Genomic DNA, 14,069 nt, shown 5'->3' on the forward strand with positions numbered 1-14,069 from the left:
TGAAAAATCCTTCAATTTGTGCTTATGTCTTTCTTCCTTAACTTGTCCTAATATGATATGGTTTATGAATAAGCGTATAGAAATGGAGTGTATGTATGAGTAAGGGAAGAGTATGGAACCGAGGCAAGCATGATGGAACAGGACTATCAAGAAAAAAAAGCATGGATCAAGAAGTTACAACATCTACTGAAACAGAAGCGACTGAAGCTTCAAATGAACCGTCAAATGCCAGAATTGATACAGTTAAACCGATGAATCGTACGAACTGGGTAACTCGTCCTGCACGGGTTATCAATAAAGATTCCAAAAACAAACAATAACTATGACAAATAGGGTTTCAGAACTTGTCCCTGAGTTCCGAAACCCTATTTTTATATGTTCTTAAACGTAGGTAGTTTACATAATTACATCCGTACGCTTATACAAAACGAGTATGGCCGCTGCTATAAGAATCATCCCCATAAAAGCAGGTGCGGCATGGCCAAGTAATACATAAATCTGACCTCCAATAATAGGCCCAATCATTCTTGCTAAAGCCTGAATAGATTGGCTACCTCCTTGAATCCTACCTTGTTCACTAGAATCTACAGACTTGGAAAGCATCCCATTAAATGAAGGCCCAAAGATCGAATCCCCAAAACCAAATATAAACATTCCAGCAATAAAAAGAGGATAGAATGCGAACAAAGCAGATAGCGCAATAAAACTGTAGCCTATAATTTCCGAAGCCATTCCAAGAATGGCTATACGTTTATCACTGAGTTTCTTCAAAAGCTTTGGCATGATCAAACCTTGTGAAATGATGTCCTGGAGACCCATTATTGAAAACATAAGTCCGATTAGTGCAGGCTTCCAGCTGAAAGTATCCATCGTAAATTGAGAAAATACTGCCTGTAAAGATCCGTTAGGTATCCATAGTAAAAATGCTGAGACTAGCAGCCTATTTAAGTTTTTCATGGAAAGTAAGTTTGCAAGCTGTGAAAATGGATTCAGTCTTACAAAGGTAATCTCCTTCAGTCTATTCTTCTTGGCAAGGCTCTCAGGCATAAAAAAGAATCCATAAACAACATTCAATAAAGTTATGATTGCTCCAAAATACAAGGGTACACAATAACCAAACTTAGCAAGTAATCCGCCTATAGTTGGGCCGATGACGGTGCCTACACCTACAACTGCACTCACCCATCCGAAGTATTTGGTTCTCTGTTCTGCAGGAATGATGTCTGCAAAATATGCGAAGATCGTGCTTATGCTCCCGCCTGTTATACCTTCGATTATGCGTCCAGCAAATAGTACCCATAGAGCCCCTCCTATACCAAAAACCAAGTATCCGATGGCGGAACCCAAAAGGCATACTAAGAGTAATGGACGCCGGCCAAATTTGTCGCTCAAAGCTCCAAGTGCAGGGGCCGCAAAAAATACGCAGACTGCATAAACAGAGGTCAGAAGCGTAACTACTATAGCTTGTTCTCCCGGACTGCTTGTATAGGGCTGCACTAAAAATGGGACGACAGGCATTATGATACTAAAGCCTATTCCGCAAAGAAACACAGAGATAAGACCGAATATTAATGCGTGTTTATCTACGGATTGCCCTGTGTTCTGATCATTGTGTGATTTAAATATGGACATTTATGTTCACTCCTAAAGTTACTGTTTTGATTCCTAGGAAACATGTTTATCGTATCGTCTTTTTGTTTCCTTGTCAACAAAATAATAACAATAAAAATGCAGCTCGTTCTCCAAAGAGCCCGGCTGCCTGTGGTTCATTTTCATGATTTAGATTTTATTCCGATTTAATATCTTTGCCCTGTTTCTTTATTTCCGCATCCAAATGACTACTATACTTTTCCACGAAACTAAGCATACTATCAAATTGTTCCTCGGTTATCTGCTCAAAGACGACTTTATCCCGCTCTTGAAACTCTTTGTGCAGGTCCTCATGGATTTTATAAATTACTTTTCCTTGTTCAGTAAGCCTAAAATAAATTTCTTTCTTGTTATCCGACTTCTGATAGCTTTCGATCAGGCCTTTTTCTATGAGCTTCTTAGTTAATTTACTTATGGCACCTCGGGTCATAAAAAAGGACTCCGCAAGTTTTGTTACGTTGGAATCTACATTTTTTTCAATGTATTCGATACAATGTACTTCAGAAGAAGTATACCCCTTAAGACTATCTTCCATCTTATCTTTGTTAAGCCAAACCATCTTATTATATAGGTCCCTGACACCCATTAGAATCTGTTCTTCTTTGTTCATGACCTGTCCTCCCACCCACTCTTGCATTAACAATATTATATCACATTAATTTTTTGTTTCCATTTCAACAATAATCAAAATAATTAATTCAGGAATTGTGCTAACAGCAAAAAGGGTTCCGAAACGGAAATCCTTCCGTATCAAAACCCTTTTTGTCTATAGTCTGATGCTGCCCACAAAGGCAGCCTTTGCTAATCCTTACAATTATGCACGAGTGGAGAGAATGAATCTCTCTAGTGCTGCTGTATCCGTAATCCTATGATTACATTCTTGGCTCTCTGTGCATATATATTGGCCAATGGAGGAGTAATCATCCGGTGAAGATTTCGCAAGCCTGGTCTTGACCGTAAAGAAGGCAAGCTGCTGCTGCCGATTACAGAACAGGCAATACCCCTTCTTGTTCATCGGCGTCATTCTACCTTCGATACCTATAAACTGCCCTTCGAACGGATATACAATAAATAATTTATTGGTAGCAATATCTATCCAGCTCAAATATGTCATATATCGAAAGTCGATTGCTGATAAATCAGGTACTCTCAGCTTCTTATTCTTAGGGAATAACTTCTGAATCTGTTTCGGTGTAATCTGTGGAAAAGGTTCTAAATAAGGCTCTAATCCACTAAGATACTTCTGAAAATCGTATGCAGTCTCAAAGGTAGAAATTTGTTGCAGCATCTGCTGATGATTGTCAGTAAGCGTTGGAAAAGCTTCAACAACGTTCAAGGCTGAACGATATCTTACCGTCTCCAAGACTCTTCGATCCGCTACAGTTCGCAGTGTTTTTAGAAGGAAGTCTGTTTGTTTTTTAATAAAATTATATTGATGGTTTCTAATAAATGGTGTATTCATTGCTCTTCAGCCCCTTATATTTTGAAATTTCATAAGGTGCAAAGCCCATTATTAGAAACGATAATATTTAGTTTGGGCGATCATCCATCCTATCGCACCTCACGCAAAGTATCGCCCTAATTTAGGCTTTGCGTGAGGAACCTCTAGCTAATGGGCAAACCAGCATTAGCACAGTACCACCTCCGATTACATTCACGAAAAAAGTATAACAGGAATGTTTGAAATCGGCTAGACCAGGTTACCAACCTCTGCATCATCTCTGGAAGGTGCTTCACCAATGAGCTGCTTCAAAAGTTTCTTCATCATGACTGAAGCTTTCACTTTGGTGTGAAGACAAGGCGAAAGCTCAATTTCGTAGTTGCCTTGCTTAATGGTTTCTTTCAATTTCTCAACCGTCGAGCAGGTAATATTCAACCGATTCAGAACACTCCCATATTGCAGGCATTGATGACTGTCGCTACCGGCAATTACAGGTACACCAAGCTTCTCTGCAAATGGAGTAATTAGGTTCTTGTAAGTCTCCGCCCCTTGCATGTAAATATCCTTTGCATTGAAATCAAAAGCATCTAATCTCCGAAGCAGCTCCGGGTCCAGTTGATGTAATGGCGTAGAAGTTCGGAATGGGTGGGCTCCGATTTTCCAAAGGTTATGTTCGTCAGCCATGTCCAGTAGATCCTTGAAAGGAATAAAATTCCCCTCCACTGTATGCTCATCCAGTAAAGCGCGAACGGCTAGAACATTCTCCTTAAGTCCGATCAGCAGGATATGACCTGTCTCCGCAATATCCACTTCCATACCTGGAAACAATTTTAGCCCGTTCACATCATAATAATGCCCATTATAAGGATAAGTCTGGTCCAGTGCCTCATACATCGCATAGAAATTAGAAGTGTTAAAGTGCTCGGTCAAAGCCACAGCCTGTAATCCATTCGCTTTCGCCTCAAACATCATTTCAGCAAAATATTCAGGGGAAAAGGTCGATTTCTTAGATAATTTACCGTGGGTATGCAGATCAATATTCATGTCTAATTCGTCTCCTTTGAGCTTATGAGTGATGTTAATATACCAGTTTAGGGTAGAGGTATCCGATCCAGAAAAGCAAAATAACATAAACGGTGGATCCAGATAAAAAGTACCAGTTGGAGCGCTTCATTTTCAAATAAGATAACTTGATCTTCTTCACTTTCTTATTATTCAGACCGTAGCTAAATCCCCTAGTCTCAAGCGCCTCGATCGTGGTCCGGGAACGTTTAGCGGTGTTTAGCATGAGTGGATAAAAAGCCAGGATCACAATGCGCAAATAATACGTTGCTGTTCTCCAATACAACAAACCATGTTGCAGCGGTCGTTGCCCTCTCAGTCTGAAGGATAACAAAATCTGATGGAATTCCTCCAATAACGTAGGCAAAATTCGATAACCATAAGATAAGCTGAAAGCAAATGTATCAGGAATCCCTAAGGATAGCAGGCCGTCGCTAAGTCTTTCCGGATCGAGACTGGAGAACACCGTAATACTCGCTAGTGATATCACTGAAAGCTTAAGTGTCAGCGTCAACATAGGCAGCAACGATTCAATTCCTCCGCCGAAAAAGAGAGACAGGATGAACATCCACCCAATTTGGCTGATTAATCCCAGACACAGTATAAAAATAATGTATGGGCTGACTCGGGAGAGGACAGTCGTTAAGACCATAAGCACGAACATCCCTAAGAGAACTGTACGGTTATGTACAAACCAAGGCACAATGGCAAAGAACAAATACCAAAGTAGCAGCGTTCGCGGGTCGAGCCTCCCCAGAAAAGTACTGCTGCTGTTATAAGCAGTCCCTAAGAGTTCCAGTTTAATTTGTTCTACAGATATACGGTCAAGTGCCCGTTTAACGGCTTCCATGGATTGCAGCTACCTCCTTTTTCACTTCCACTAGACTTACGAATTCCTCTAAGCTGCTGCAAATTTCGGGCAAACCGAGCATACGACTCAGCTCCATCAATTGTGTCTGAGCCAGACCTGCCCTCCGTAATAGAAGTCCGTCAGCGAAGATTTCATCTTTCGTTCCGTCAGCAATAATCCTGCCTTGATGCATAACGATAATCCTAGTCGCCCATTCAGACACAAGCTGCATATCATGTGTCGCGATCACCACTGTCTCAACATGACTGCGAAGTGTATCCAGCACATGAACCATTTCCTGTTTGGTCGAAATATCCAGATTCGCCGTTGGTTCATCGAGCAGCATGACGGCAGGACGAACAGCGGCACCAATGGCTAGCGATACTCGGCGCTGCTGCCCCCCACTCAGAAGTCGAGCGTCACGTTCTGCTAATTCATTGAGCCGGAAAGCTTTTAGCATTTCTGCTACTCTCTCTTCTGTGTCTGGTAGCTTCCGTGCCTTCAAATAATAAGCAATTTCTTTGCGTACAGAATCCTCAATAAACATTTCCTCTGGGTTCTGAAATACGTATGCTACGGTACTGGAGAGACGCTCGGGTGGCAGACCGTTCACGGTCATCCCTTTCACATTTACGGTTCCAGCTGTAGGTCTGACAATTCCAGCAATCAGCTTCATTAAAGAAGATTTGCCCGCTCCGTTGTTGCCAATAAGAGCGATAGACTCACCCTGCCGCAGATCTAGCTGAACACCATTCAAGACTGGATGCATCGTCTTATGAATCGTACGGTATGAGAGGTGTACATTCTCCATCTGAACGACACTCTTCTCTTCCCGAATTACAGTAAGGGACTGCTCCTTCATATAGTCAGATGGATCATTTCTCTGGATCGCATGCTGCCGTAATATCATGTGGGCGTTCCCTTCTTCAGCACTCAAGGGAAGGAATTGGGTTAGCCGCGCATCAGATTGCAACAGCCAAGCTGCCCGAGTCACATCGGGGGGATAAATGCCCAGCTCCAGCAGTTCTTTTACAGATGAGAGAGCTTCACGCACCGGCTTCTGCCAGCGCATTCTCCCCTTATCCATCAGGACAACATGCTTACAATAGTCTGCAATAAATTCCGCATGATGTTCGATCACTACAATGGTCTTCCCATGCTCCTCATTCAAACGGCGCAAAATATCATAGATATGGCGAGCATGCTGCGGATCCAGCTGAGCTACTGGTTCATCAATGACCAGAATTTCTGGATCCATCGCTAATGCTCCGGCTAGAGCTAGCAAGTGTTTTTGCCCGCCACTCAATTGCCAGATGAATTCATTTCTTAAATCGCTAAGTCCGGTCAGCGCCAGTGCTCGCTCTCCCCGTTCCTTGTAATCGGCAAATCCATAATTGAGTGGCGTAAACGACACATCATCAAGAACCGTCGGACGCACCAATTGATTCTCAAAATCCTGATAAACATATCCTATATGCTTGGAAAGCTCAGCTACACTTTTCCCATCCGCCGGTTGTCCACAGATCGTCGCCTCTCCAGTGAAGTCCCCTGTGTAATAATGAGGAATCAGGCCATTAAAGCATTTACACAGCGTGGATTTTCCCGAACCATTACTTCCTATAATGGCAATGAAATCTCCTTCTTCTAGCCGCAAGGATACTTCTTGCAGTACAGGTTGTTCGGCTCCTGGATAAGTAAAGGTAACTCCGTTCAGTTCGAGTATTGAATTACGCATCTACTTGACCCGCTTCCTGTCTTTTACGTGCTGAACGCCGAATCAGGGATATAATCGCTGTTGCTGCAACAATTGCCGCTACCAGCATACTCAGCCAGATTAAGCTCTCTTCATTGGACTCTGCCCATGCAAACTCAAAGTCACCAAAGTTCCATCCGGATTCCGAGAGCAATTCCGATCCAAGCGCAACCATGACCATAATCGTTCCAAAAATAACGAGCTTAGGAGATAACCAAGCCCCTGTTGCATATTTCATGTTCCGTTCACGCGGCTTCATACCAAGCAAAGGTTCGATTTTTCCATATAAACGTGGAACCAGATACATAGTAGGAATTAAAGCGAACAAGATACCGGAGAAGAGTACATCGTTCAAAAAGCCAACTCCCTCGATTACAATGATACTCTCTGCCAGACCTTTAACAGCTTCAAGCTCTTCTACACCCACCCATACTTTCACAATATCCACAACAGAGCTGAAGAACTGGTGAATGGCCACGCCAGTAATCGCTGCCACTCCAACCTGTCTACGATTCTTCGGATCAGATACCATACGGCCAGCGGTATACATCGCTAATGAGAAGGTGATGAATTTCTCCAGTTCTCCTAACCCACCAAATTGACCTAACATCAATTCCCCGAAGATCACTTCACCTACAGCTGCCCCAATGGCCGCATACAACGGATGAAACAGCATACATAAGGTCAAAGGAATGAAAGCGAAATATTCAATCGATAATTCAATGGGGCCTAGTTTGATCCCAGGCACTAGTTCCGTAAACATATTGGACAAACCGTAAAGCGACATCGATAGTACAAAAATCATCATTTTTTGTGACTGGGTCAATGTGTAGCGCGTTGTTATCGTACTCATGAATATTTGGCCTCCCTACAGGAATTTATCTTTATTATAAGAAGGTCATGTCAGCACAACTTTTACCAATTGTTAAATGGGAGTAATATTTTTTTCAGTATTTTTAACGTTGTAAAAATATTTACAACATCTTCGCACGTTATATTCTTTGTATCGCTTCTTTTTAGGAGGAATGAGAGGTTGTATAAAGATTGGAATCGTCGCGCTTTCTCACCAAATCAACGAATTATTGCTGACTTCATTCAGAAAAATGAGCAACGCGTAGTCTATATGACCGAACAGGAAATGGCAGATGAGCTTCAATTAAGTATCGCCTCCGTCTCACGGTTCTGGAAAGCGGCTGGATACAAGCATGCCAAGGATTTCAAGAACCGACTCCGTTTCCGCTTCGAGTCTACACCTTCTATAAAAATGCGTGATGCCATGCAAAGATCGGATGATAGTTCACTCCCTCAAGCGCTGCTGGACAATTGCTTACATCATCTGCAAGAAACACGCCGCTATTTAAGCGACGAAGCGCTGCAACATGCGGTAGAAGCACTATCTGCAGCTCGCATTGTATATGTATATAGCCCTGGTCCATGTGCTGGTTTAGCGGAGCTGATGATCTATCGTATGGCGCGTTTTGGAATACAGATGAAAAAAATGGCCCCCAGCGGTCACGAACTGCTAGAGACCTTAATGCATGCTGATCAACAAGATGTATTACTTGTCTTTGGATTCGTTCAACTGTTACCTGAAATCGAAGTGATTCTGGACCATGCACGTGAAGCTAATTATCAGGTCATCCTGATCACCGACAGACTCGTGTATCCTCGATCTCAAGATGCAGATATCGTACTGTATTCCGGGAGAGGTGAGGTTTGGGAGTTTCACTCCATGGTCGGTCCCACGTATATTATCGAGAATCTGATTCTTGGGGTAGGTTTAGCAAATAGGGAGAGTAGTCTGAGCAAGCTGGACAAATTGCAGCAGCTAAGGGCGCAATATGGAGGGAAGCTTCCGAGGAGCTAGGTTAAGCTATGAAGAGACGGAGTGATTTCTACAATAGGACCTTGGAAATCATGAATAATTTACCTCCTTTTACAAACACTACGAAACAAAAGGAGGCTGATGTTTCATGTGTCAACGTTTTTCTCTGGCGGCCGAACTACAAGACATTAGGGATCATTTTGAAATCAAACGGGTGATGTACTACTATAAAGACCGCTATAATATTAGTCCCACACAGGATATGCCTGTCGTATTACAGCAGGATGGTGAGCGAATTCTCGATGAGTTCCGCTGGGGATTCGTTCCTTATTGGGGAAAAGATGCGATCAATGCAGATCTCCGAAATGTGCATCAGAATCCAACCTATCGCAAGATGGTGGACAAGCAGCGCTGTATTATCCCTTGCAATGGATTTTACTACTGGAAAAAAGAAGGTAAGAAGACTTATCCCGTTCGGGTAGTCATGAATAATCGCAGTATGTTCGGAGTGGCTGGTCTATACGAAATCTGGCGTGATACACGCGGGGAGCCTCTTCGCACCTGCTCTCTGGTCATGACAGATGCTAACCCACTAATTAGCGAATTTGAGAGCCGGATGCCGGCGATTTTGTCCCCACAGGATATCACTCGATGGCTTGACGAGGAGACAAATGATCTGGAAGCACTGCATCCAATTCTGCGGCCTTATTCAGCAGATGAAATGCAGGTGTACCCGGTCACACCACTGATTAGCAACAACAGAAATGACTCAGCTGATTGTATTCGGGAAATGGATCTGAACGAGTCCTGGGTAAAGCCCTGAAATATTAGCACTCTAAAAATAAAGCAGCGGTGCTAGGGCTGGAAACTAAAGCCTTAGCACATCGCTGCTTATATTGTTATCATTGAATACCGAAAGCAAGTTGCCACTTGGATCTCTATTCTTCTACTGTCTACTTGACGGAGAGTTCTGTTTCATATTGTTCAAGCTTTTCAAAAACATCATCAACCCATTCTTGATCATCCCAAATTTGTGGATTGTCAATCTTCCTTTCCGCAGGGTGACCCGTTGTGAAAGTATCTACACCATCTTTGTATCCAAAGTAAAAATCAACAATTTCTAATGACTTATTTGAAGATTGAACTAGCAGTTTGCAAGTCATTCCAGACCCTTCGTTTGAAAAAGGTAAGCTTAAATAGTAAAGATTCTCATCAAGTTCCTTAAGCTCTTCTTCCTTAAACTCATTATCGAGGCCGAAATTCACACTATTGGCACCATTCAATTCCTGCTTTTGTGTTAATTCCAACATTTTATCTGTGAATTTAAGAAGATTTGCATTTGAGATGTAGCTCTCAAACGATACAGTTTCTTGTTCTGCAACAGCTCCGGTATATAGATTAACGAAGGATTTTCCAAAGGTCACCAGGGAATCATTAGCCAATTCACTTAAGCTTACTGTTGCTGATTTCTCTAACGGTTCAACAGAGGCTTCTTTATTTGATATAGATGTATTTGGATTATCATTTATTATAGTAGGGTTTAAAACAAATAACATCAATACTACAATACCTATCGTGAATATTCTCATAAAACCACCTTTTTAACTCATTCTTTGTTTCTTTTTGATGTCTCATTGCTGTTCTTATTGTTGTCTATTAACGGCCCTCCTTTATTTAGTATTTGTTAGAGTTCTTTTACGGTTATCTAATTCCATAATATACTAAAAGCCCATTAGCGCAATATGCGGTAATGGGCCAGGCTGCTTTTGTATTATCCAAGCATAGCGGCTTGTCGTTTGTACTGATCCTCCAGCACTAAACAAGCCATAGCCTCTACTACAGGTACGATTCTCGGGCAAATACATGGATCATGTCTGCCTTCGGTGCGTATCTCTTGCTCTTCCCCTCTGATATTAGTCGTTTGCTGTGGCACAGAGATGGACGAAGTAGGCTTTACACTAATCCTAAATACGATTTCTTGTCCAGTGCTGATCCCTCCGATGATTCCTCCGGAATGATTAGTAAGAAACCCCTCACTATTCCTCGCATCATTATGCTCACTTCCCAGCATCATTGCCGCTTCGAAGCCAGCTCCAAATTCTATCCCTTTAACAGCACCAATGGACAACATAGCTTTCGCCAGCTCTGCATCCAATTTATCAAAGACCGGCTCTCCAAGACCCGGAACCACGCCGCGAATGCGGCATTCCACAATGCCACCACAGCTATCTCCAATCTCGGCTAACCCCTCAATTTTTTTAATCATTTTGTCAGCTGCAATTGGATCACAAGCGCGGACTGCATTTTGTTCGATCACACCCTCATCGAAGGATTCACATCTTATGCCTCCGATTTCTTGTGTGTACGCCACTACCTGTACGCCTCTTCTCTCTAACAACTTACGAGCTATCGCACCTCCGGCCACTCTTGCCGCAGTTTCTCTACCTGAAGCACGTCCGCTACCGCGATGATCTCGAATGCCGTATTTCTCTAAATAAGTAAAATCGGCATGGCCCGGACGAAAAGCATCCTGGATCTCGCTGTACGCTTCTGGTCTCATATCGTGGTTTTGAAGAACTACAAAGAGCGGCGTACCTGTTGTTTTTCCCTCAAATACTCCAGATTGTATATGAACAACATCATATTCCTTACGAGGTGTAGTCACCGAAGATTGTCCCGGCTTTCTCCGATCCATCTGCTTCTGAATATAAGCTTCGTTAATCTCGACGCCAGGTGTTACCCCATCCACTATGACCCCTACCGACACACCATGTGACTCCCCAAAGGTTGTAATTTTGAACACTTCACCGAATGTATTTCCTGCCATTATATATGCACTCCTTATTTAGTATTGGATCTGTACGCCTAACGCTGACAAACGATCAAAATAATCCGGACAAGTCTTGGAGACGCAGCCAGGGTCCATAATCTGAATATTCTCAATCTTCAATCCGATTAAAGAAAGCGCCATTGCCATGCGATGATCGTCATGAGAATTTAGTAAAGCTGGAATTGGCTGACCCGGATATACCGTTAGACCATCCTCAAACTCTTCCACACGTATTCCGAGCTTACTTATTTCCTCACATATCGCAGATATCCGATCACATTCATGATGTCTAATATGTGCAGCATCCTTTAGAGTGATGGGGCCATCGGCAAAAATAGCCATAGCAGCCATTGTTAGTGTTTGATCCGACCACTTCTTCATACTTACTGTGAATCCACCCTTAAGCCGTGGGACACCTTGCACTTCAACAAAGTTCTCCCCACGAACAACGGTACAGCCCATTAACTCCAGAACGTCTAAGAATTCGATATCAGGTTGACCTGTATTGCTAGCATTAATCCCTTCAATTCGTACACGTCCTGCCGTAAGCGCAGCTACCGCCCAGAAGTAACAGCATGTGGATACATCAGGCTCTAAAGTGATCGCTTGTCCCTGATACTTTCCTGTAGGAACCGTTATCGATTGACCGTCCTGAGACGCTTCTGGTGTTACACCAAAGGAGGCCATCATGGTAAGGGTCATCTCGACATAATCTCTTTGCACAACTTCTCCATCAATATACACGTTTACCGATTCATTAGCATACGGTGCGGCTAGCAGTAATCCACTAATAAATTGACTTGAAGTGGAGCCGGGCAGCGTTGCCTTTCCTCCTTGCAGCCCTTTTGCCTCTAATGTAAAAGGTAAACAACGCTCGGCCTGTTTATACTCAAATTGTGCACCCAGGGTCGTTAATGCGTCGAGTAATGGCGCGAGTGGTCGCTCACAGAGTCGTTTACTTCCATTCATTGTCCAAGTGCCAATCCCTGCCGCGAGTGCAGCGGGTAAGAATCTCGCAACCGTACCTGCCGCTCCTACATATAGCTCCCCAGTCGGATTCGGCCAGTTACCGCCACACCCATCCACAACAGCTGTCTCTTTTTCTATCACAACGGGAATCCCCAGTTTCTTCAATGATTCAATACACCAGTAAGAGTCATCGCTTCTTAATATTCCCTTTATTTCTGAACGTCCTTCCGCTAAAGCAGCGATCACCAAGGCCCGATTCGTCAGACTTTTGCTTCCTGATATGGTTATCGTCCCATTGATTACCGCTTTCGCTGGGCTAACCTTTACTATGTGTTTATCGCTATTCGTTGACCATAGAGAACGTGCTTCTAAGTCCGGTTGATTGGATTCCATTTCATCCACCCCTTTGAATTATTCCTCTAGCCTGATTATAATGAATGAAATGAAATAAATGAAATTTGATTTTTACCACAATGATATAGAGGTGATCTATACCACATGTTCAACTTGGAATGGTATCGTATTTTCTGGCAAACGGCACGTCATCGAAATTTAACAAAAGCTGCCGTGGAACTACATATTACACAGCCCTCTGTAAGTTATGCCATTAAACAAATGGAAGAAGCTTTAGGACTTAAGCTGTTTCACAGGCTGTCCAAAGGTGTAGAGCTTACAGAAGAAGGACAAGCGTTATTTGAGTATGTGGAGCAATCCTTTTCCATGCTGGATTCTGCACAGAAGCATCTGGAGAACTTGAAGCAGTTAAATGAGGGAGAAATACGAATCGGAGCCAGTGATTATCTGATCAAGCATCTTTTGTTGCCGCAGTTGAACACCTTCCATAGCACATATCCAGGTATAAGAATTCGGCTTTCTCATGGGAAGACACCAGATATCACTAAGCGTTTAAAAGATGGTGAGATTGACTGTGCCTTTGTCCATATGCCTCTTCACGATCCGCTGCTAAATATACAGACGCTGGCTGTGTTGGAGGATTGTTTTGTAGTAGGTGAAGCCTATCAAGATTTAGCGAGTCGTTCACTAACCATGAAAGAAGTGTCAGAGCTACCTTTAATCCTATTTTCTCAAGGAAGCAGCACTAGAGTATTTGTTGAGCAATGGTTTGCGACTAAGGGATTATCGGTAATCCCTGATATTGAATTGGGGAGCATAGAACTACTAGCAGAGTTCGCTAGATTAGGGTATGGTGCAGCTTTTATTAGCCGTTCTTTCGTGCAAGAGGATCTTCATAGTGGAAAACTTTATGAGCTGAAGCTAGACGATCCGCTTTTACCTCGCAGTATAGGCTTTGCAGTACGACAGGATAGAAAGCTGTCTGTTGCGGCTGAGCATTTCGTTCGGATGATTGGTGCGCAGTTATCAGAGGATGTTAAAATCTTTGATTAAAAAAGCAAAAAACACCGGGAACCCCGATGTTTAATTCATTCCTAAAGCTTCTTTAATTTGTGGGATAGATAAACCGTTTTCTTTCATTTCTTTGATCCAAAGAATGCGTGCGGCGGTTTCCTCTCTTTTATATCTGCGTGTTAAATTCTCCTCTGCCTGTTCAAAGGGCAGCATGCCTTCTTCTGTATAATGTTTGAGTGTACTATATCGAGAATTTGTGATTCTTACTAATTCCCCTATAGATACATACTCTGACGCCAAAATATTCTCCATGGATCGTTG

Annotated in this window: 15 protein-coding genes; 4 read left to right on the top strand and 11 right to left on the bottom strand. The window is 42.9% G+C overall.

Going from position 1 to position 14,069, the window contains the following annotated elements; all coding sequences use genetic code 11:
• Positions 1-95: 95 nt before the first annotated feature.
• Complete coding sequence (locus QNH28_RS18505) at positions 96-320, top strand: hypothetical protein (RefSeq protein ID WP_283907968.1); 225 nt, start codon at positions 96-98, stop codon at positions 318-320.
• A gap of 76 nt (positions 321-396) precedes the next feature.
• Here the strand turns inward: QNH28_RS18505 and QNH28_RS18510 are convergent, their stop codons facing one another.
• From QNH28_RS18510 to QNH28_RS18540, 7 genes are all read right to left on the bottom strand, one after another.
• Positions 397-1,632 carry an MFS transporter gene (locus QNH28_RS18510; protein ID WP_283907969.1) on the bottom strand — a complete coding sequence of 412 codons (1,236 nt, stop codon included), beginning with the start codon at positions 1,630-1,632 and terminating at the stop codon, positions 397-399.
• A gap of 154 nt (positions 1,633-1,786) precedes the next feature.
• A complete protein-coding gene (locus QNH28_RS18515; RefSeq protein WP_283907970.1) occupies positions 1,787-2,260 on the bottom strand; it encodes a MarR family transcriptional regulator in 474 nt (157 codons plus the stop codon).
• A 204-nt stretch (positions 2,261-2,464) separates the two neighbouring features.
• Positions 2,465-3,112, bottom strand: a complete 648-nt coding sequence (locus tag QNH28_RS18520; RefSeq protein ID WP_283907971.1) for a FusB/FusC family EF-G-binding protein — start codon at positions 3,110-3,112, stop codon at positions 2,465-2,467.
• A 228-nt stretch (positions 3,113-3,340) separates the two neighbouring features.
• Positions 3,341-4,135 carry a PHP domain-containing protein gene (locus QNH28_RS18525; protein ID WP_283907972.1) on the bottom strand — a complete coding sequence of 265 codons (795 nt, stop codon included), beginning with the start codon at positions 4,133-4,135 and terminating at the stop codon, positions 3,341-3,343.
• Positions 4,136-4,169: 34 nt separating this feature from the next.
• On the bottom strand, positions 4,170-5,003 hold the full coding sequence (locus QNH28_RS18530) for an energy-coupling factor transporter transmembrane component T family protein (RefSeq protein WP_283907973.1): 834 nt from the start codon (positions 5,001-5,003) through the stop codon (positions 4,170-4,172).
• Positions 4,990-6,738, bottom strand: a complete 1,749-nt coding sequence (locus QNH28_RS18535; RefSeq protein WP_283907974.1) for an ABC transporter ATP-binding protein — start codon at positions 6,736-6,738, stop codon at positions 4,990-4,992. Before QNH28_RS18535 ends, QNH28_RS18530 begins: the two co-directional genes overlap by 14 nt.
• Positions 6,731-7,609: a DUF8171 family membrane protein gene (locus QNH28_RS18540; protein ID WP_283907975.1), complete on the bottom strand. Its 879-nt coding sequence runs from the start codon at positions 7,607-7,609 to the stop codon at positions 6,731-6,733. Before QNH28_RS18540 ends, QNH28_RS18535 begins: the two co-directional genes overlap by 8 nt.
• A 180-nt stretch (positions 7,610-7,789) precedes the next feature.
• Between QNH28_RS18540 and QNH28_RS18545 the strand changes: the two genes are divergently transcribed.
• Positions 7,790-8,623 carry a MurR/RpiR family transcriptional regulator gene (locus QNH28_RS18545; RefSeq protein ID WP_283907976.1) on the top strand — a complete coding sequence of 278 codons (834 nt, stop codon included), beginning with the start codon at positions 7,790-7,792 and terminating at the stop codon, positions 8,621-8,623.
• A 106-nt stretch (positions 8,624-8,729) separates the two neighbouring features.
• Positions 8,730-9,404, top strand: a complete 675-nt coding sequence (locus QNH28_RS18550) for an SOS response-associated peptidase (RefSeq protein ID WP_283907977.1) — start codon at positions 8,730-8,732, stop codon at positions 9,402-9,404.
• Positions 9,405-9,534: 130 nt separating this feature from the next.
• Here the strand turns inward: QNH28_RS18550 and QNH28_RS18555 are convergent, their stop codons facing one another.
• From QNH28_RS18555 to aroA, 3 genes are all read right to left on the bottom strand, one after another.
• Positions 9,535-10,170, bottom strand: a complete 636-nt coding sequence (locus tag QNH28_RS18555) for a hypothetical protein (RefSeq protein ID WP_283907978.1) — start codon at positions 10,168-10,170, stop codon at positions 9,535-9,537.
• Between the two features lie 182 nt (positions 10,171-10,352).
• On the bottom strand, positions 10,353-11,408 hold the full coding sequence (gene aroC / locus QNH28_RS18560) for a chorismate synthase (RefSeq protein ID WP_283907979.1): 1,056 nt from the start codon (positions 11,406-11,408) through the stop codon (positions 10,353-10,355).
• Between the two features lie 18 nt (positions 11,409-11,426).
• Positions 11,427-12,773: a 3-phosphoshikimate 1-carboxyvinyltransferase gene (aroA, locus tag QNH28_RS18565; RefSeq protein ID WP_283907980.1), complete on the bottom strand. Its 1,347-nt coding sequence runs from the start codon at positions 12,771-12,773 to the stop codon at positions 11,427-11,429.
• A gap of 105 nt (positions 12,774-12,878) precedes the next feature.
• Here aroA and QNH28_RS18570 point away from each other — a divergent pair, with 105 nt between their 5' ends.
• Positions 12,879-13,787, top strand: a complete 909-nt coding sequence (locus tag QNH28_RS18570) for a LysR family transcriptional regulator (RefSeq protein WP_283907981.1) — start codon at positions 12,879-12,881, stop codon at positions 13,785-13,787.
• Between the two features lie 30 nt (positions 13,788-13,817).
• Here QNH28_RS18570 and QNH28_RS18575 read toward each other — a convergent pair whose 3' ends face one another.
• Positions 13,818-14,060: a helix-turn-helix domain-containing protein gene (locus QNH28_RS18575; RefSeq protein ID WP_283907982.1), complete on the bottom strand. Its 243-nt coding sequence runs from the start codon at positions 14,058-14,060 to the stop codon at positions 13,818-13,820.
• Positions 14,061-14,069 lie beyond the last annotated feature (9 nt).

It is taken from the genome of Paenibacillus sp. G2S3, from assembly GCF_030123105.1.
GTDB lineage: Bacteria > Bacillota > Bacilli > Paenibacillales > Paenibacillaceae > Paenibacillus_AQ.

Bases quoted from the DNA above. Each gene is read 5' to 3' on its own strand.
- QNH28_RS18505 (WP_283907968.1), top strand. From the start codon at position 96: ATGAGTAAGGGAAGAGTATGGAACCGAGGCAAGCATGATGGAACAGGA.
- QNH28_RS18510 (WP_283907969.1), bottom strand. From the start codon at position 1,632: ATGTCCATATTTAAATCACACAATGATCAGAACACAGGGCAATCCGTA.
- QNH28_RS18515 (WP_283907970.1), bottom strand. From the start codon at position 2,260: ATGAACAAAGAAGAACAGATTCTAATGGGTGTCAGGGACCTATATAAT.
- QNH28_RS18520 (WP_283907971.1), bottom strand. From the start codon at position 3,112: ATGAATACACCATTTATTAGAAACCATCAATATAATTTTATTAAAAAA.
- QNH28_RS18525 (WP_283907972.1), bottom strand. From the start codon at position 4,135: ATGAATATTGATCTGCATACCCACGGTAAATTATCTAAGAAATCGACC.
- QNH28_RS18530 (WP_283907973.1), bottom strand. From the start codon at position 5,003: ATGGAAGCCGTTAAACGGGCACTTGACCGTATATCTGTAGAACAAATT.
- QNH28_RS18535 (WP_283907974.1), bottom strand. From the start codon at position 6,738: ATGCGTAATTCAATACTCGAACTGAACGGAGTTACCTTTACTTATCCA.
- QNH28_RS18540 (WP_283907975.1), bottom strand. From the start codon at position 7,609: ATGAGTACGATAACAACGCGCTACACATTGACCCAGTCACAAAAAATG.
- QNH28_RS18550 (WP_283907977.1), top strand. From the start codon at position 8,730: ATGTGTCAACGTTTTTCTCTGGCGGCCGAACTACAAGACATTAGGGAT.
- QNH28_RS18555 (WP_283907978.1), bottom strand. From the start codon at position 10,170: ATGAGAATATTCACGATAGGTATTGTAGTATTGATGTTATTTGTTTTA.
- aroC (WP_283907979.1), bottom strand. From the start codon at position 11,408: ATGGCAGGAAATACATTCGGTGAAGTGTTCAAAATTACAACCTTTGGG.
- aroA (WP_283907980.1), bottom strand. From the start codon at position 12,773: ATGGAATCCAATCAACCGGACTTAGAAGCACGTTCTCTATGGTCAACG.
- QNH28_RS18570 (WP_283907981.1), top strand. From the start codon at position 12,879: ATGTTCAACTTGGAATGGTATCGTATTTTCTGGCAAACGGCACGTCAT.
- QNH28_RS18575 (WP_283907982.1), bottom strand. From the start codon at position 14,060: ATGGAGAATATTTTGGCGTCAGAGTATGTATCTATAGGGGAATTAGTA.